Raw genomic sequence first — 17,956 nt, 5'->3', positions numbered from 1 at the left:
AACACTCTATTTTTATTTAACAGAATTAATAATTTTTCAACTCAGATAAAGCAAAATCATAGACAAGGTAAAGAGTTCCTTAAAAAACGTACGGATACCGTAACCGACTAAAGATAATGATTCAATATATCCATCAAATAGATATGAAAACATATATTTTTATCGATTATAGCCACAATTAATTTTCTATGCAAAATAGGGATGTTTTCATGGGGTGCCCGGTAATATTAGCTACAACAGGGCATTTTACTTTAAAAGCGTAGTAAACATCATCCATTACGCCCCAAAGAGATTCAAAATTGCCCTGCCCTTTGCTTAAAACAACAGGCGATTTTTTTAACCTTTCTTTAAATTCCGGGCTGCATCTATCAAGCACTGTACCCGGTGTATCCACGCCGGAAGTAATAACTTCGCATATATCAGACATACCTACAATCTTTGCATCTTCAAAGGTAGCATCATTGAGAATATTAGTTCCTCTGACAGCGTAAGTCACTTTGACCCCATCTGCCTGCAATAATCCGGTAAGAATTGTATCTAAACCTATTTCTCCGGCATTATCACCAAGAATCAAAAGAGATTTTTGAACTTTGACCTTATCTATAAAAGATGCAAATAATGATTTGTCTAAGCCTTTTTCAAGATGTCCTAATTCAGCTTCCCAGTCGAATTGTTCTATCAAGGCGCAATCCATATAATTCCCGATAATTGAGACTCCCATTGCGGCAAGCAGCGGATCTGTGCTTCCATGTACAGTCGCGGTAATATTGGGAAGTAATTCCAGCACCCGTTTATTTGATGCGTCTTTCTGAGCTTTAAAAATATCCACATTACCGATATGTTTTGAAGTCATCCTAAATAATCTTCCGGCAATTGATGGAGGTGATTCATTAAAATCTGCCTCGGCAAACCCTTTCGCCCATTCACGTATAACGGCTTCATGAACATCTTCCTGCCCCGGGCAAGCCTTTCTGATTCCATTTAAAGCCATATTCAGAAAACACGGTAAACAGTCAAGCTGAGTTTTCATTTATAAAGACCTTTTACTATTTAGGACTATTTTTGATTCTTATATTATTAAAAACAGGCTAATAATGCGCCTATAAAATTTTAAACGCTCACGCAAACTTAAGCAACTGACTGTTTTTTAAGTTCTTTCAATAAAGGCACAACTGTTGCTATGCCTGAAGTATCAATAACCAAATTAAAGGAGCAAAACAATGCCCGCAATAAACAGAAATCAAAATGGCTCCAATTCAAGTGGACAGGGTCGTGGACCATGTAAAGCCGGAAATAGACAAGGTCAATCCGGCGGCAAAGGTTTAGGCCAAGGTCAAGGAATGGGTCAAGGTCGCGGAATGGGACGGGGACTCCGAGACGGGTCATGCCGTAACACAACCCAGAATAATCAAGATGCAGGACAGCAACCTGATACAAATCTGGAAAAACGCATTGCCGAACTTGAAGCCGAAAATGAAAAGCTGAAAGCAGCACAAGAAAAGTAGATTAGCTTTTAAGACAAGGCGCGAAAACATCGCGCCTTAAATTTATAAAAGTAAACAGGATATACATATATGCGGATAGCTATTGCAAGCGGAAAAGGCGGCACAGGAAAAACCACTGTTGCTGTTAACTTTGCCGCCTATCTGGATTCGATCGGAACTAAAGTAAGTTTTACTGATTGCGACGTAGAAGAGCCGAATGCTCATTTTTTTCTAAAACCGGAATTAGGTCCGGAGAAAGAAGAATTCATTCCCGTTCCGGTTGTTGATGAAGACAAGTGTATCGGTGAATCATGTAGAAAATGTATTCAGCTTTGCCGTTTCAAATCTCTGATTTGGATGGTGGACTCAGTTATGGTCTTCGCTGAACTGTGCCATGGTTGCGGACTATGCGATTTAGCCTGCCCGGCGGATGCAATAGGAGAAGGACGAAGAACGATCGGAACGACCTCCTTCGGAAAATCAGGAAACATTGATTTTACAAGCGGGCTGCTCCGTATAGGGGAAGCAATGTCCCCACCGCTTATTAAAGCTGTTAAAAAAATATCGCCAAAAGCTGAAATAAATATTTATGACTGCCCTCCCGGAACATCATGCCCTGTTGTTACGTCGATTGAAGACGCAGATTTTGTAGTACTTGTCACCGAACCAACACCTTTCGGACTTCATGATCTTGATCTGGCGGTACAGCTTCTGGACACTCTGAAACAACCATACGGTGTTATTATCAATCGCTCCGGCATGGGCGATGACAGAGTTGAGAAGTATTTGGCTGAAAAAGAAATACCGCTACTTGGAACATTACCGCACAGTCGTGAAGCAGCAGCGATATATTCAGGCGGAGGGCTTCTTTATGAAGCCATACCGGGATTCAAAGATGAATTCGCTAAGATTTGGTCATCTATTCAAATTCTTTCAAACGGGGCCAGATAAATGAAACAATTAGTTGTAATAAGCGGAAAAGGCGGCACAGGTAAAACCAGCGTTGTTTCAGCTCTAGCTTCAGTCGGTCCCAAAAAAGTTTTAGCTGACTGTGATGTGGATGCGGCAGACCTTCACTTAATTCTGAGCCCGACAATCCTTGAGACTCATGAATTTGTAAGCGGAGAACGTCCATCGATTAATCCTGAACTCTGCACACAGTGCGGCATGTGTATTGAAAACTGCAAATTCGGAGCTATTTCAAAAAATTTTTCTATTATTCCGGAAAAATGTGAGGGGTGCGGAGTCTGTTCCTTTATCTGTCCTGTCGGAGCGGTTACGGAACAGCCCCGCAATTGTGGTCAATGGTTCAAATCAGACACTAGATTCGGTACAATGATTCATGCGGCGTTAGGAATCGGTGAAGAAAACTCAGGTAAACTGGTAACAACCGTGCGTAACGCTTCCACAGCTGCGGCAGAAGAAAACGGAGCGGAATTAGTACTGGTTGACGGTTCGCCAGGAGTTGGCTGTCCTGTTATTGCATCACTGACAAATGCCGATCTGGCTGTTTTTGTAGCTGAACCGACAATATCAGCAGTGCATGACCTAAAAAGAGTCCATAAGCTGACGGAACATTTTAGAATTCCATCAATGACCATCATCAACAAGTGCGGTATCAACGCTGATCAGGAAAATGAAATCAAAAATTTCTGTTCTGAAAAAGAAATCCTTATTGTCGGTGAACTTGGGTATGATACAATATTTACAAAAGCACAGTTGGCAGGTCTTTCAGTTGTTGAATTCGACCCGAATGGAATGGGTAAGGAAATAAAGAAAATTTGGGAAAAAATGGAAAGAAACTTTTAAGGTTCGCTGAACATCTAAGTTATTAAAAGTTAACATCCTTTATTACCTTAATTTATTAGTTATTATCTGGTAATACGTTTGCGCAAGGAGACACAAAATGCCCATTTATGAATACATATGTCTAGAATGTGGAAAAATTTATGAGGAACTATCCGTCAATAGTGACGCAGAGGGAGAATGTCCTTCATGCGGTAAAAAAAGTAGAGAAAAGCTGATTTCCTCGCCTTCAACACTGACGGGAAAAGAAACTCCGACAACCACTCCGCATGGAGGAAGAGGTTGCTGCGGATCAAGTCCTTCATCAAAAGGATGCGTTCCGGGATCGTGCTGCGGAAAAGCTTAATCTGGAATCCTAATAAAAAAGCTCTGGCAAAACGGATCAATTCCATTTTGCCGGAGCTGAAATTTTTAAAATCTAAAAGCTGTTAGCTCTGTACCCAGTCAGAAGTTAAACCGACAATACATATCTTATTCTTATCAGCAAATTCTAATGATTTATCCAGATCAAAGAAAAGACTTTTTCCGGCTTCCACCCCTAAGCATGTAGCCCCAAGTTCTTTCATTTCTTGAACTGTTTTTAAGCCTATTGAGGGCATATCAACACGGTCTTCCTGCCCGGGCTTAAAGACCTTCACAATAGAACAACCTTTTCCGCCAAGAGTGCAACCACGCTTAACGGCTGCATCGGTACCTTCGATCGCTTCGACCGCCGTAATAACGCCTTCTCGTACAACAACACATTGTCCGATATCCATACGCCCTAACTCGTGAGCAATTTTCCATCCGAAAGCTAAATCTTTTTGCTCAATTTCAGAAGGTGCTCGTTTAGTCAGTAAACCAGCTGGAGTAAGAAGTTGCGGAACATAAACATGAGGACCTACAACCTTAAATCCTTCGGACTCAAACTCGTCAGTAGCAGCTCTGAGAAGAACATCGTCACCCTTGGTAGCGAGCTTAAAAAGCAACTTTGCAGCTCTAAAATCAGGACGAATATCAAAAGCTTTAGGCTTATTGATTGTCCCTGCCATGACAACTTTTGTAACCCCGTTTTCGTGAAAAAAATCAATCAGCTTCGAAAGCTGTCCCAGCTTGAGTTCCTTCCACGCATCAACGACACTATGAACGTCATCATTAGAATGCCCTTTAAAAGAAACAACCACAACATGGTTTCCCTGTGCTGCGGCTCCTTTAGCAACCAGGAGGGGGAACTGTCCCCCTCCTGCTATAAGTCCAATTGTTTCAGTTTCACTGACCATAAAATTATTCTGGCCCGCGGTCAGCAGGACAAACTCCACGCTCACTTTCTCTTACAAAAGTTATGAGCTTCATGACCTCAGGAAAATCTGACAATTCCTTTTCAGCCATTTCCAGAGATTCATCTTTGGTAAGTCCTGATCTGAAAATAATTCTATATGCTTTCTTAATCGCCATACAGGTTTTTGAATCAAATCCATGTCTTCTCAGTCCTATTGAGTTAGGACCATGCAATACTCCGCGAATACCGGTAGCAAGCATATAAGGAGGTAAATCCTTCGTAAAACCGGCCATGCCGCCGATAAAAGCATATTCACCAATGCGGACAAACTGATGAATTCCGGACATACCGCTTATTGTTACATGATCTCCAACGTGAACATGACCTGCTAAGTTAGATGAATTGGCAATGATTACATTATTTCCAAGCTGGCAGTCATGTGCAACATGTACATATGCCATAAGCATGCAATCATTTCCTATACAGGTACGTCCGCCGGCTTCAACAGTACCTCTGTTAACAGTGACGAATTCACGGAAAATATTATTATCGCCAATCTCTAATGTTGTCTCATCACCTTTGAAACCGAGGTACTGAGGCGCATCACCGAGAACAGCATTAGAATGAATAGAGTTACCTTTCCCCATACGGGTAAAAGACTTGATTTGAACGAATGAATCAAGTGAGCAATTGTCACCGATTACAGTATTACCTTCAACCACGCAAAATGGTCCGATGGTAACATTGGCACCTAAAACCGCACCTGGATCAACAATAGCGGTAGGATGAATGCCTGTCGACATTATAAAGACTCCTTGTCTACAATAGCGGCGGAAACTTCGCCTTGCGCAGCAATTTCACCATCAACGGTAGCTACGCATTTCATTTTCCAAATATTCATTTTATTACGAATTTTAGTAACATTCAATTCCAGTTTATCACCCGGAACAACAGGTCTACGAAATTTAACCTTATCGATACCAGTGAATAGAAAGACCTTGTTATCAACATCTATGCCGTCAACACTCAGGACGATCATCCCTCCGGCTTGCGCGAGAGCTTCTATAATCAAAACGCCCGGCATTACGGGCAAATCTGGAAAATGTCCCTGAAAAAAAGGTTCATTCATAGTGACATTTTTATATGCTTTGACATGCTCACCGGGTATCAATTCTTCCACTCTATCGACAAGAAGAAAAGGGTAACGGTGAGGAAGCATCAACATAATTTTCTGTATATTGAGATAACTAATTTCTGTTTTACTCATCTTATTTTCCTTTTGCCAGCTCAACCTCAAGGGCTTCAATACGCTTTTCAAGAGTGGAAAGTTTTCTTCCCATATCCGGCAACTTCTTAAGTGATATAGAACTTCTCAAATATTTATTTTTTTCGAGAAGCGGTGAACCAGCTCCGACAAAACCGTCCGGAACATCGTTCGTAACTCCGGATTGCGCTCCGATAATTGCACCGTTTCCGATTTTAATATTATCTACCAATCCAGCCTGAGCAGCCAAAATGACACTATTACCAAGTTTAGTGCTTCCAGCTATGCCGGATTGAGAAATAATTAAACAATCATCGCCGGTAATAACATTATGAGCAATCTGAACAAGGTTATCTATCTTAGTACCTGAACCGATTCTTGTTACATCAAGAGCAGCTCTATCAATAGTAGTATTAGACCCTATCTCAACATGATCACAGATTTTGACAGTACCGATTTGAGGAATTTTCATATGCTTTCCTGAAACCTGTGCATAACCGAATCCGTCACCGCCGATAACTGCTCCAGGCTGAATAATAACACCGGAACCGATAATTATGCCGGCCATGATAGAGCAATTGGGGTAAAGACAGCATCCTGATCCTATTTCACAATCTTCGCCGATGTAAACTCCGGCAAAAATCTTTGAGTTCGGACCGATCTTTGCCCCTTTGCCAACAAAAGCAAACGGATAAACCGTAGCTGTTTCATCAACTTCAGCATCTGGATGAATAAAGGCAAGTTCATGAATACCTTCGATACATCCCTGAGGCTTTGAAAAAACATGCATTGCTTTAGCTAAATCCATATACGGATTTTCGCTGAGTATAGCAGACTCAACCTGATCAGCATATTTTGCATCAAGTACTACGGCTGCAGCTTTTGATGTCGCAAGTTGAACTTCGTATTTAGGATTAGCTAAAAAAGAAAGCTCACTTGGTCCTGCATTTTCCAGAGTATTAACTCCGGTAATGTTAACATCTTTACCGGATATAGTTAGCCCGAGTAAGGCTGCAAGTTCTGATAAAAGCATAAATCCCTACTTTTTACCTGCTCTGAAAGCACGGTTCATTTCAAGAAGAACTTCATTTGTTACATCAACAGTATCGTCTACATAAAGAAATCCAGAAGATCTTTTATCAAATACAGCAGTTACTGTGTTTTTCTTGGCGTATGAATCGACAGCTTCTTTAACAGCTTCCATTACAGGAGTTCCAAGCTTTTGCTGTTCAGCTTGCATTTTTCTCTGGGTTGCTTGTGCAAGGTCCTGATAATCGCGAACTTTACGTTTGAATTCTAACTCTTTATCTTGCTTAGCTTCTAATGAAAGTACAAGGCTCTGCTTCTGCAAAGACTGTTTTAAACTTTCAAGTTCTTTTTGCTGAACTTCCATTTTAGCTTTAGCAGACTTAAATTTTTCTTCTAATTGCTTATAAGCAACCTGACCTATTTCAGAATCTTTAAGCAATTTGTCGAGAGAAACAACGGCCATTTTCTGAGTATCAGCGAAAGCCTGTGCCTGAAAAGCCAATACCAAAATCAAAACTAAAAATAGAATTTTACGCATTACTAAAAACTCCTTTATTGTCTAACGACTACATTCAGTGGAAAAGGCATGCCAGGTATTCCAGACATGCCCTTGCTAATCAATTAATTCTATCAAACTCTGTTAAAAGAACTGCCCCATTGAGAATTCAATCTTATGACGGTTGCTATCTTGAAGTTTATCAAGGCCGTAACCGTATTCAACTCTGATCGGTCCCATTGGGGAGAACCACCTTATACCAGCACCGATACTCTTGTACAGTCCGAGTGTGAGATCGCTTCCGTCAGCCTGTTTAGTATCAGAAAAGAAATCTTGTCCGTCATCCCATGAGTTACCTATATCAAAGAAAGCAACACCAACTAGACCGAATTCCTCATTAATCGGAAATAACAGCTCGAAGTTCATGAACATCATCTTATTACCACCGATACGATCACCGGAAGAACTGTCACGAGGAGAAATTCCTCTTGAAGAGTAACCACGGACATCATTAATTCCACCTAAATAGAATCTTTCAAAAACAGGGATATCACCGCTGCCGAAGTTATCATGAATAAATCCAACTTTACCTCTCCAATGGAAGATCAAATCCCAGAATACTGGAGTAAAGTAGTTGGAATCGAGTGTATATTTAACGTATGAGTCATCACCCATCAATATACCGCCGCCCATTTCAACCTTTGCAGTGTTCAAAGTACCGGTTGAAGGATTAAAGGCTTTGTTCGTTGTATCTCTTTTAAAACCTGCAGTTACAACACTGGACCAGTTAGTGCCTTCAATATCCTTAATTTCCTGAGCTGCATCATCTGAAATATCGTCAATATAATAGTTATCTAAACGATAATTACTGAAGAAGTTTGTATACTCGCCGAGCGGGTATGTAGCTTCAATAACTCCACCGATTGTCTGCTTATCGTAATCATCATAATCTTCATTACGCCAGTAAGTCTGAGCTCCTGAGCCCCACAAGGTATCGCCGACGCGTGGGTTATAGAAGTTAATACCATAACTGATACTCTTTGAACTCCATCCGCCATTAAGACCGAAATCCCAACCGCGACCGAACAAATTTCGTTCGGTAATTTTGGCTGAAACGAAAACACTGTCTGATGTTGAGTACCCGATACCACCACTGACCATACCGGTATTTTTATCTTTAACCTTAACCTTTAAATCCATTTCACTGGGATCACCGGTCGGAACCGGCTCAATATCCACTTCACTGAAAAAGTCTAACTTATTCAATCTGACAATTGAACGCTGCAACTTTGTTCCACTGAACAAATCGCCATCTGCAAGACGCATTTCACGTAATATTACGTTATTACGGGTTTTTGCGTTCCCTTCAATAATAACTCTGCGGATATGAACTTTCTGACGTTTAGTAATCATAAAAGTAATTCCGACAGTTTTATCCTCGGAGTTTTGATCAAACTGAATATTGGCTTCTGCGTATGCATAGCCGAAGTTGGCATAAAAATCTGAAATAGCTTTCATATCTTCACGAAGAACAGATCTGTCGAGGTATTCTCCACCGTCGGCCATGTCATCCGAAGCAATAATTTCTTTCAATTTTGCCTTGCTGACAATGAGGTCTCCTCTCAGTTCAACACTGCCAACCTTATAGCGATCACCTTCAGAAACTTGAAAAGTCACATATATACCGTCATCTTTTATTTCGACTTCAGGCTCACCGACTTTTGCATCAATAAATCCGCGGTTTCCATAATATGCTAAAATAGCTGAAGCATCACGCTCAAGAAGCTCTTCTTTAAGTACTCCGGTTTTAGTAAACCAGGAAAGCCACCCTCTCTCAGTTAATGCAAGCTGAGCTTTGACTTCATCAGCATTAAGCTGTTTAGCTCCCTGTATAATGATACCTTCAATGTAAAGTTTTTTACCTTCATCTATATTAAGATTAAGGCGGGCTTGGGCTCCCTCACCGTCTACGCTGTAATCGACTTTGGCTTTATAATAACCTTCCTTACGGTACATTTCACGTACAGTATTAAGGTCATCGGAAAGTACTTTCGGGTTGAGAACTGCGCCAGTTTTAGTATTAACGGCGGCAAGAATATCATCAGAACTGATTGCATCAGCACCCTGAACAGAAATAGCTTGAATTCGAGGTTTTTCAACAACTTCAAAAACAACTTTCTTTCCGCCTGGAACGTCACTTACTTTAACTTTGACGTCATCGAAATAACCGAGGGCGTAAATATTTTTAAGGTCCGCGTTAATTTTGTAAGGAGTATAAATATCACCGATTTTAATATTAGTACGCATCATGACAACGTCTTTATCAAGGACTCTGGTTCCCACGACTTCGACATCTGCAATTTTATCCTGACTCAGCAATTCAAGCTTAACCTTTGCGACAAGCTCATCAACAGCCGGCAAAAGATTAATCAACCCTTTTTTACTTACAAATAATGGAATGGCAGATTTCATGCCAAAAGCATCGACTAAACGGACATCAAGACTTAGGTCTTCGCCTATCTGGCTGAAACTACCATATATAGAATAGCCGGCCCCTGAAAGGAGCGCCATATCTTTTGCCGACTGCAAATTCAAAAATTCATAACCCTGCTCATCAACAAGTTGCATCACTTTTTTCTGATCAACGACTCTAAATCCAGCCGCACGCAATCTATCTGAAATAAGTGTAGGCAGACTATCCTTTAGATATTGAGTATCTGCATTGGCATTTACTTCAAAAGGAAGCACTGAAAGTACAATGCTGGAGGCTTCGTCGGCTTGCGCTTTTTCCGCTCCTGAATTGAGCAAAAAAGCTAGAGTTGCCGCTATCAGCAAAAACATGATTTTAATTCTGGACATAAAGTTCTCCGGAACGCAACTCAAGCCGGCGTTTCATAATACCGGCCAATTCTATATTATGGGTCACAACTATAAGAGTCATTCCTAATTCTTCATTGAGAGAAACCAGCATTTCACCAACCATCTTCCCTGTTTTCTCATCCAAATTACCGGTAGGTTCATCTGCAAGCAGAACTTTCGGCTTAAGCAGAACAGCCCTGGCAATTGCGGCCCGCTGCCTCTCGCCACCGGAAAGAGTGGTCACTCTATGATCCAGCCTGTTTTCCAATCCGACAAGTATCAGAGCCTCGCGCGCCATAGCAGAAGCATCTTTCCGACTTATACCTGCTATCATAGCAGGCAGGGCAACATTTTCCAAAGTAGTAAACTCCGGAAGCAAATGATGGAACTGGAAAATAAAACCTATCTCCCGATTCCTGACCTGCGCTCTCTTCTCAGCAGGCATATCATTAAAATTCATTCCTGCAAAATCAATATTACCCCGTGAGGCGGTATCAAGTGTCCCTAAAATATGGAGAAGAGTTGTTTTACCTGAACCGGATGACCCCATTATAGCAAGGGACTCACCTGACTCAACATCCAAATTAACATCGTTCAGAACCTGAACAATCTCAGTGGGGCCTTCAAATTCTTTCCCGATACCAGTAAGTTTATAAAGTAAACTACTCATATCTCAGAGCCTTCGCAGGTTCAAGCGCTGCAGCTTGTTTTGCCGGATACAGAGTAGCCAGAAAACAAAGCAAAAAGGCAGAAACACCTATTATTGTCAAATCCATCATATCCATTTTTATAGGTAAATAATCAACAGGATAAACATTACTTGGCAATTTGATAAACTGATATTTCTTAAGAAGCAACGCAATAGGCACACCTATCAGATACCCCATGCTTGTACCGATCAGTCCTATCAACGTTCCCTGCCACATAAAAATCCGCCGGATGCTGCCGGATGTTGCTCCCATGGACATAAGAACAGCAATATCTCTGGTTTTCTGCATAACAAGCATTACTAAAGTAGTTATTATGCTAAATGAACCGACAAGAATAATCATCGCCAAAATGATAAACATTGCCGTTTTTTCAAGTTTCAATGCTGCAAACAAGTTAGCATTCATCTGCTTCCAGGTTCTTATCTGCACCGGATATCCTTCAAGCAGCTTTTCTAAATGCTGAGCGATTTGATCAACGGCATAAACATCATCAACGTGAATTTCAAGACCGGATACGAAATCTCTTTTAAAACCGAGTAAATTCTGTGCAGCTTTGTTACTGATGTAGGCTAATGAAGAATCGTATTCAAACATTCCGGTTCTAAAAACACCGCCTACATTAAAGATACGGACTTTCGGAGTAAATCCGGCTGCACTCTTCTGCCCTGTAGGAGACAGCAGATTGACTGAGTCACCTATTACAAGTCCGAGTCTCTTAGCCAGCTGTGTACCTATAATAATTTCAGGGATTGTACTATTTGACGATAACGAATCAACACTGCCGGAAGTAATATCTCCGGGCAGACTCAAAACCCCTTTGGCAGAAGAAGCATCAAGACCACGCAAGACAACTCCTTTAACTCCACCACGACTGGAAAGCATTACTTCAGAATAGATAAAAGGCGTTACACCTGTAACGCCTTTTAATTTTTCAATTTTATCAACGATGTGATGGTAATTATCCAGAGCTCCATCATACGCCGATACTACGATATGCGCATTGACTCCAAGAATCTTGTCTCTCAAGTCAGTAGAAAACCCGTTCATAACACCCATAACAACAATCAGTGCCGCAACACCGATTGCTACACCGCAAACTGCAAAAAGAGAAATCACTGAGATGAAAGAATTCTTCCTCAGAGTAAATAAATATCTTAATGCAACGAATAATTCAAATTTCATGCGCCACCAGTGCCGGAAGGAGCTTCACTTTTCAGAAGCGGGAACAAAATAACTTCACGGATAGAAACACTGTCAGTAAGCAGCATTACAAGTCTATCTATACCTATACCCTGACCTGCGGCCGGAGGCATTCCGTACTCAAGAGCACGAACGTAATCCTCATCCATATTATGAGCTTCATCATCGCCTGCTTCTTTTTCCGCAACCTGCTCCATAAATCTGCAACGCTGATCAACAGGGTCGTTTAATTCAGAAAAAGCATTGGAAAGCTCACGGCCGCACACAAAAAGTTCAAAACGGTCAGTTAAATCGGGATTTTCTTCATTTCTTCTAGAAAGAGGAGAAATTTCCGTAGGATAATGATAAATAAAATGAGGCTGAATCAGCTTAGGTTCAACAAGCAGGTCGAACAGTTTAGCTTGAAGCTTACCGAGTTTTTCACCGTCAGTGGCTTTTTCGCCAAGGTTCTTAACCAGTTCCTTACATTTATCATAATCTGAATAGATTTCAGGAGAAACATCACCGATTTTCTCCAGAGAATCATGGAACGATACACGCTTCCATTCACCCGGGGTCAAATCAATAACTTCACCCTGATAGGTAACTTTAGTATCACCGTTAACGGCTTTACATATCTTCGAAATCATATCTTCAGTAAGGTCCATGAGGTCCACATAGTTTGCATATGCCCAGTAGAATTCAAGCATTGTGAATTCCGGGTTATGACGAGTGGAAATTCCCTCATTTCTGAAACTGCGGTTAATCTCATAAACTTTTTCAAAACCACCAACCAGCAAACGTTTAAGATAAAGCTCCGGTGCAATGCGCAAGTAAAGCTTCATATCGAGTGCATTATGATGTGTTTCAAATGGTTTTGCCGCAGCTCCGCCAGGAATTGACTGCATCATGGGAGTTTCCACTTCCATGAAGCCCAAATTATCAAGGTAATTCCTTATAGAGCGGACAATCAGCGTCCTCTTCTGGAAAATCTCACGAGCTTTAGGAGTAACGATCAGGTCAACATAACGCTGACGATATCTGGTCTCAACATCCTTAAGTCCGTGATACTTTTCAGGAAGCGGACGCATAGATTTAGTGATAAGAGTAACGGCAGTAGCTTTAAGAGTTAACTCATCAGTTTTAGTTCTGAAAAGTTCTCCTTCAACTCCGACAATGTCACCGATATCAAATTTTTTAAAAATTTTATACAGATCCGCACCAAGGTCGTCCTTTGCAGCATAAACCTGAATCCTACCGCTAGGATCCTGAAGGTGAAAAAATGCGACTTTACCGAAGGAACGCAGAGTTAAAACTCTACCTGCCATCTTAAACGTCTTGCCGAGATTATCAATCTCTTCAGCAGGAGTTTTGTCGTAATTGTCCCAAATAAATGAAACATCTGTATCTTTACTGAAGTCGTTAGGGTAAAGTTTCACACCCTCATCAAGAAGGGTACAAGCCTTTTCTACACGATTCTTCAGAACCTGATTAAGTTCATTCTGAGCTTGCAGAGCCTCAAGCAGGGGCATAAATGATGCCACATGCTCTGATTTGGTTGCCAGCTTTATTTGCTTCTTTTTGTTGCCGCTCAACTTATTAATTCTCCATAACCGAATAAAGTCTAGAAAAATACGAGATCCGTTGTCTGCCTAAGCTAATTACCCTTTGTCGTCAAGAAAGTACATGTTTTATACAGACCTACCCCTCACAAACTTTTTTTTAAAAAAAGTTTGACAAGTTTAAACCGAATGCGTAGAACCCATTCTCGTTGCTGCAGTGAACTGCACAGCACTTATATTCCTCGGTGGCTCAATCGGCAGAGCGGGTGACTGTTAATCACTAGGTTGGGGGTTCAAGTCCCTCCCGGGGAGCCAGATTATTACAAGGCTGTTTTCGAAAGAAAACAGCCTTTTCTGTTTGTGCTTACATTCATTTTTTTTATTCTTTCTATTTTTTAATTACTATCATTATATATAGATGTGCTAAAATAAATTTAACTTTTTTTAAATTAACTACAGATAATGTTTGACATCTTCGGCCCAAGTCCGTAGATATCTTTTCGTCGCGACGGGAAACGGTCGCAGTGAATATTCCTCGGTGGCTCAATCGGCAGAGCGGGTGACTGTTAATCACTAGGTTGGGGGTTCAAGTCCCTCCCGGGGAGCCAGATTATTACAAGGCTGTTTTCGAAAGAAAACAGCCTTTTCTGTTTTTTATTCCATACTTACAAGCTAAAATTACATAAAAAAAGCCGCCCCGAACAAAATATGCTCGGAGCGGCTTTGATTTCAATTTGTAATTACTGATTTTGATAAAATCTATTTGTAATACAATTTAATTTCATTTGTTTTTGACTCAGTCTGTCCAGGTGTCGGCTGACCTGAAACAAGAATATACCCTTCTCCTCTTGGAAAATCTTTATTTTCTTCAAGATATTTTTCGAGGCGGGCTCTATGCTCTGGAATTTTTGCATCGGTTAAGACGGGAATTGTGCCCCAGAAAAAATTCAAATATGCGGGAACACTTTTATCTGGAGTCAGACAGTGAATAGGCTGTCCGGGACGACGGCTGCAAAGCACTTTGGCAGACGCTCCACTGGTTGAGTGGCAAAGGATTGCAGGACTATTAATATTATCTGCAAGTAAACAGGCAGAGTAACTTAAGTATTTAATTGGATTAGTCTCTTTTGCCGGTAGATAAGGACCAGCTGCTCTTTCAAGATAATACGGCTCGGTTGCCTCTGCAATCTCACGGATAAAACCTACAGCCTCAGCAGGATAATCACCTACAGCGGTTTCTTCGGAAAGCATGCAGCAGTCAGCTCCGTCCATAATAGCGTTTGCCACATCATTAGCTTCTGCGCGGGTAGGAATCGGATTCTTAACCATCGAGAGAAGCATCTGAGTTGCAACAATAACGGGTTTCTGAGCATGGCGGCATGCCCTGATAAGCTTTTTCTGAATAACAGGTACAGACGACAACTTACATTCAAGACCTAAGTCTCCGCGTGCAACCATGATAACGTCAGCAACTTTTAAAATTTCTTCAATGTTATCGACAGCGTTCTGACGTTCAATTTTAGCAACAACAGGGAGCCATGCTCCATGCTTCTGCATTTCCGCTTTAACATCTTCAACATCTTTAGGAGTCTGAACAAATGACATCGCGATTGCATCAAGACCTATCTCAATTGCACCGATAAGATCGACTTTGTCTTTTTCCGTAAAGGCAGCTAATGCCAGATTTTTACCGGGAAATGCGATTCCCTTGCGAGAGGATAAAATACCTGCATTCTGAGCCTGAAGTTTATAAAGTTTATCTTTAATAATTGTTTCGGTAACGATAAACTGTAAAACTCCATCACTTAACGAAACAAGCATCCCATCTTCAAGGCCGTGAAGTAAAACAGGTTGATCAAGGGGGATGAACGGACAGTCAGTATATTTTTCACTTTCCTCGGGCAGTCCAAGATAGACACTTGCATCCTGTCCGATTTCAAGAGGCGCCCCTGCAATTACACCGACTCTGATTTTAGGTCCGCATAAATCGCCCATAATGGTAAGAGGTATTCCAAGCTCTGATTCCACTTCCCGGATCATTTTAACAACAGGCCGGAAACTTTCAGAGTCAGAATGAGAAAAATTTAAACGCAAAATTCTTACTCCGTTAAGAACCATTTTACGTATAACCTCAACGCTCCCAGAAGCCGGGCCTAATGTAGCGATAACTTTTGTTCTCATATTCCTACTCCTCACTGGTTTATATATTTCAAAAGAAAGCCTGCTTGTAGACAGATATATTTTATTTTTCCAAAACAGACAATAAGACATTGATTTAGTCAACACTAATACTTAGTATCTTAAACCATAATAAAAAAATGTCTACTATGTTAATTTATTGCTTCGATTTCTTGCCAAGGACACTTTCTTTAGTTTAAAGGAGCTCTTGCCTGTTCATGCAGAGCATAAAAATTAAAATCTAACAGTGGAGAATTTGATGTTTAAGAAAACACTAACATTTGTCGCACTTATTGTTATCTCAGCTTTTCTTGTCGGCTGTCAACAGCAGGACTCAAAAGGAGCTAAAGTAGGCTTCGTAGATACTGGAAAAGTATTCAAAGAATGCAAAGCCGGCGTTGAAGGAATGGCTTACCTCAAAAAAGAAAGCGAAGACTTCCAGTCCACTTTCAAAGATATGCAGAAAGAACTTGCAGGGAACCAGACTGAAGCTAATTCTGCAAAATTCCAGGCAGCTCTCAGCGAATATCAGACCAAAATGGGTGCTGAACAGAACCGCATAGTAGGCGCACTTAACGGCGCATTTACTAAAGCCGTTGACGAATATCGCAAAGAAAATGGCCTTGACGCAGTATTCTCCGTTGAATCAGCAGTAAGCTTTGATGAGAAATCTGAAATCAGCTCTGCAATTATTGACTCAATGAACAAAATGGACATTAAAATCAAAGCTGAGTAGTTTAATTGACTGCCTCCTTTATTTGATCAAAAAGAATCCTCTTCGCTTTTTTGGGCAAAGAGGATTCTTTTTTTTGAACTATTCTGTTACTTTTCAGGTCTACCACTTGCTTTTTAAACTGTCTCGGACAATTATCTTTCAGAATATAATTACTTAAAATCAATCTTATACAGCCGCAGCCCTATCAACCTCTCTTGCAAAGAGTAAAAAAAGATATTCAGCTTCACAGGTAAAAGACCGGAGAAATACTAATGAAAAATTTCAAACTTCCTATTATCATCTTCGCAATTGTGTTTGTCATTTCCACCGCAGCATTAATTTTTTTTATAAACCGGGACTCGGGGAAAAATATAACAGACAAGGTTGATGCCCCCTCATGGATCCATGAAAACGGATCAAGCGGCAGATTGCCCATTACTGCAAAAGTTGTAACCCCGCCTGTCTCGGCGGAACTGAATGCAACTGCAAACAATACCGGTTCAGCGTCTATTGCCGAAAAGAATTCCATTACCGGATCACAAAACGCTACAAAATCTGCGACATCTGACCTAGCTGAAAAGGCAACCCAAATTAAAGACAGCATAATCACAAATGTTTTTCTTGAAAATCTTGCCGGATATGTAGCTGACAACTACCAGCCTGCTAACTCCCTCCCTTATACTCCTGCACAGGGATATAGTTCCGCATCTTTCAAAGGAATCAACACCTATTTCGGCTTGAATTTAATGGGCCTCATGCCTGAAGCCGATAATATTATTTCTGCAAGAAAATCCATATGGGAAAATATCCTTTCTCAAGGAATGCTTTTAAAGGCATATGAGAACTACCAAGAATCTTTTCTGGATTTGATTGAAGAAAAAGGAATTACTGCTGAAAAAAAATTCGCTTTAGAAGGAGGAGGGTCTGAAATCCGCTCACTCACAGCTAAAGAACGGGCTGAGATGTTCAGTGTCAGCGCGGCTCCTTTGCGTCACGCAGCAGCAGTTCTCACTTCAATCGCCGAAAACCCTGATATTATTCAGGCTATGGACGGATACATTAAAGCAGAAAAAAGAGTCGAAAGTGCTAATGCTATATTTCAGGGTGAATTGGCAAAATCAAATAATTCGCAAACGGTTGTAGCAAAGAATAAAGCTTCCCACGCAGGTGAAATTTTAAAGGACGCTATTACTGTCAGAGAAAAAATTAAAAATGGTATTTCTAGCAAAATAAAGAGTTTCTGCAAAGGTCCATGTGACACTCCTGAGGATTCTTTCTATATTGCCAAGTGGGTTTTCAGAAGGGTAAAAGCGAATCAAAATAGGATTGAATCAATTTTATCAGGAAGCAAGCTGTTATCTAAACTTGCAAATCAAATGGAAGCCAGGGCTGAAGCAATCAAAAACAACATGTAAG

The 17,956-nt window shown here is 40.8% G+C and carries 17 protein-coding genes and 2 tRNA genes; 8 read left to right on the top strand and 11 right to left on the bottom strand.

The genetic code is table 11. The features are described from left to right. Nucleotides 1-178: 178 nt before the first annotated feature. Complete coding sequence (locus tag B9N78_RS01600) at nt 179-1,030, bottom strand: damage-control phosphatase ARMT1 family protein (RefSeq protein ID WP_085097355.1); 852 nt, start codon at nt 1,028-1,030, stop codon at nt 179-181. Nucleotides 1,031-1,220: 190 nt separating this feature from the next. On the opposite strand from B9N78_RS01600, the gene B9N78_RS01595 reads away from it, so the two are divergent. From B9N78_RS01595 to B9N78_RS01580, 4 genes are all read left to right on the top strand, one after another. Next, entirely contained in the window at nt 1,221-1,505 is a 285-nt protein-coding gene (locus B9N78_RS01595; RefSeq protein ID WP_085097352.1) for a DUF5320 family protein, read from the top strand. 69 nt (nt 1,506-1,574) lie between these two features. After that, on the top strand, nt 1,575-2,435 hold the full coding sequence (locus B9N78_RS01590; RefSeq protein ID WP_085097349.1) for a nucleotide-binding protein: 861 nt from the start codon (nt 1,575-1,577) through the stop codon (nt 2,433-2,435). Next, the gene (locus B9N78_RS01585; RefSeq protein WP_085097346.1) at nt 2,436-3,293 is read left to right on the top strand and encodes an ATP-binding protein; all 858 of its coding nucleotides are present in this window, start codon (nt 2,436-2,438) and stop codon (nt 3,291-3,293) included. Between the two features lie 97 nt (nt 3,294-3,390). Further along, complete coding sequence (locus B9N78_RS01580) at nt 3,391-3,636, top strand: FmdB family zinc ribbon protein (protein ID WP_085097343.1); 246 nt, start codon at nt 3,391-3,393, stop codon at nt 3,634-3,636. A gap of 82 nt (nt 3,637-3,718) precedes the next feature. On the opposite strand, the gene B9N78_RS01575 is transcribed toward B9N78_RS01580, so the two are convergent. From B9N78_RS01575 to lysS, 9 genes are all read right to left on the bottom strand, one after another. Beyond that, entirely contained in the window at nt 3,719-4,549 is an 831-nt protein-coding gene (locus tag B9N78_RS01575; protein WP_085097340.1) for an LpxI family protein, read from the bottom strand. Between the two features lie 4 nt (nt 4,550-4,553). Then, complete coding sequence (gene lpxA / locus B9N78_RS01570) at nt 4,554-5,351, bottom strand: acyl-ACP--UDP-N-acetylglucosamine O-acyltransferase (protein ID WP_085097337.1); 798 nt, start codon at nt 5,349-5,351, stop codon at nt 4,554-4,556. Next, the gene (gene fabZ / locus B9N78_RS01565; protein ID WP_085097334.1) at nt 5,351-5,815 is read right to left on the bottom strand and encodes a 3-hydroxyacyl-ACP dehydratase FabZ; all 465 of its coding nucleotides are present in this window, start codon (nt 5,813-5,815) and stop codon (nt 5,351-5,353) included. The genes lpxA and fabZ overlap by 1 nt, the downstream gene beginning before the upstream one ends. Before the next feature lies 1 nt (nt 5,816). After that, entirely contained in the window at nt 5,817-6,845 is a 1,029-nt protein-coding gene (lpxD, locus tag B9N78_RS01560) for a UDP-3-O-(3-hydroxymyristoyl)glucosamine N-acyltransferase (RefSeq protein ID WP_085097331.1), read from the bottom strand. Between the two features lie 6 nt (nt 6,846-6,851). Then, on the bottom strand, nt 6,852-7,379 hold the full coding sequence (locus B9N78_RS01555) for an OmpH/Skp family outer membrane protein (protein WP_085097329.1): 528 nt from the start codon (nt 7,377-7,379) through the stop codon (nt 6,852-6,854). Between the two features lie 102 nt (nt 7,380-7,481). Next, complete coding sequence (gene bamA, locus B9N78_RS01550) at nt 7,482-10,196, bottom strand: outer membrane protein assembly factor BamA (protein WP_085097326.1); 2,715 nt, start codon at nt 10,194-10,196, stop codon at nt 7,482-7,484. Beyond that, nucleotides 10,183-10,866, bottom strand: coding sequence for an ABC transporter ATP-binding protein (locus B9N78_RS01545; RefSeq protein ID WP_085097323.1), 684 nt, complete (start codon nt 10,864-10,866; stop codon nt 10,183-10,185). Before B9N78_RS01545 ends, bamA begins: the two co-directional genes overlap by 14 nt. Further along, entirely contained in the window at nt 10,859-12,088 is a 1,230-nt protein-coding gene (locus tag B9N78_RS01540; RefSeq protein ID WP_085097320.1) for a lipoprotein-releasing ABC transporter permease subunit, read from the bottom strand. The genes B9N78_RS01545 and B9N78_RS01540 overlap by 8 nt, the downstream gene beginning before the upstream one ends. Further along, a complete protein-coding gene (gene lysS, locus B9N78_RS01535) occupies nt 12,085-13,617 on the bottom strand; it encodes a lysine--tRNA ligase (RefSeq protein ID WP_085099222.1) in 1,533 nt (510 codons plus the stop codon). The genes B9N78_RS01540 and lysS overlap by 4 nt, the downstream gene beginning before the upstream one ends. Before the next feature lie 269 nt (nt 13,618-13,886). Between lysS and B9N78_RS01530 the strand changes: the two genes are divergently transcribed. Further along, nucleotides 13,887-13,962 (top strand) — tRNA-Asn (locus B9N78_RS01530). A gap of 217 nt (nt 13,963-14,179) precedes the next feature. After that, nucleotides 14,180-14,255, top strand: a tRNA-Asn gene (locus B9N78_RS01525). Nucleotides 14,256-14,406: 151 nt separating this feature from the next. Here the strand turns inward: B9N78_RS01525 and pyk are convergent. Further along, the gene (pyk, locus tag B9N78_RS01520) at nt 14,407-15,828 is read right to left on the bottom strand and encodes a pyruvate kinase (RefSeq protein WP_085097317.1); all 1,422 of its coding nucleotides are present in this window, start codon (nt 15,826-15,828) and stop codon (nt 14,407-14,409) included. A 256-nt stretch (nt 15,829-16,084) separates the two neighbouring features. Between pyk and B9N78_RS01515 the strand changes: the two genes are divergently transcribed. Together B9N78_RS01515 and B9N78_RS01510 are read left to right on the top strand one after the other, a co-directional pair. Next, nucleotides 16,085-16,561, top strand: a complete 477-nt coding sequence (locus B9N78_RS01515) for an OmpH/Skp family outer membrane protein (protein ID WP_085097314.1) — start codon at nt 16,085-16,087, stop codon at nt 16,559-16,561. 251 nt (nt 16,562-16,812) lie between these two features. Next, on the top strand, nt 16,813-17,955 hold the full coding sequence (locus B9N78_RS01510; RefSeq protein ID WP_085097311.1) for a hypothetical protein: 1,143 nt from the start codon (nt 16,813-16,815) through the stop codon (nt 17,953-17,955). Nucleotide 17,956 lies beyond the last annotated feature (1 nt).

Source organism: Desulfovibrio gilichinskyi (assembly GCF_900177375.1).
Classification (GTDB): Bacteria; Desulfobacterota; Desulfovibrionia; order Desulfovibrionales; family Desulfovibrionaceae; genus Maridesulfovibrio; species Maridesulfovibrio gilichinskyi.
The sequence above is the reverse complement of the archived record's forward strand: the minus strand, read 5'-3'. Positions and strand labels throughout refer to the sequence as shown.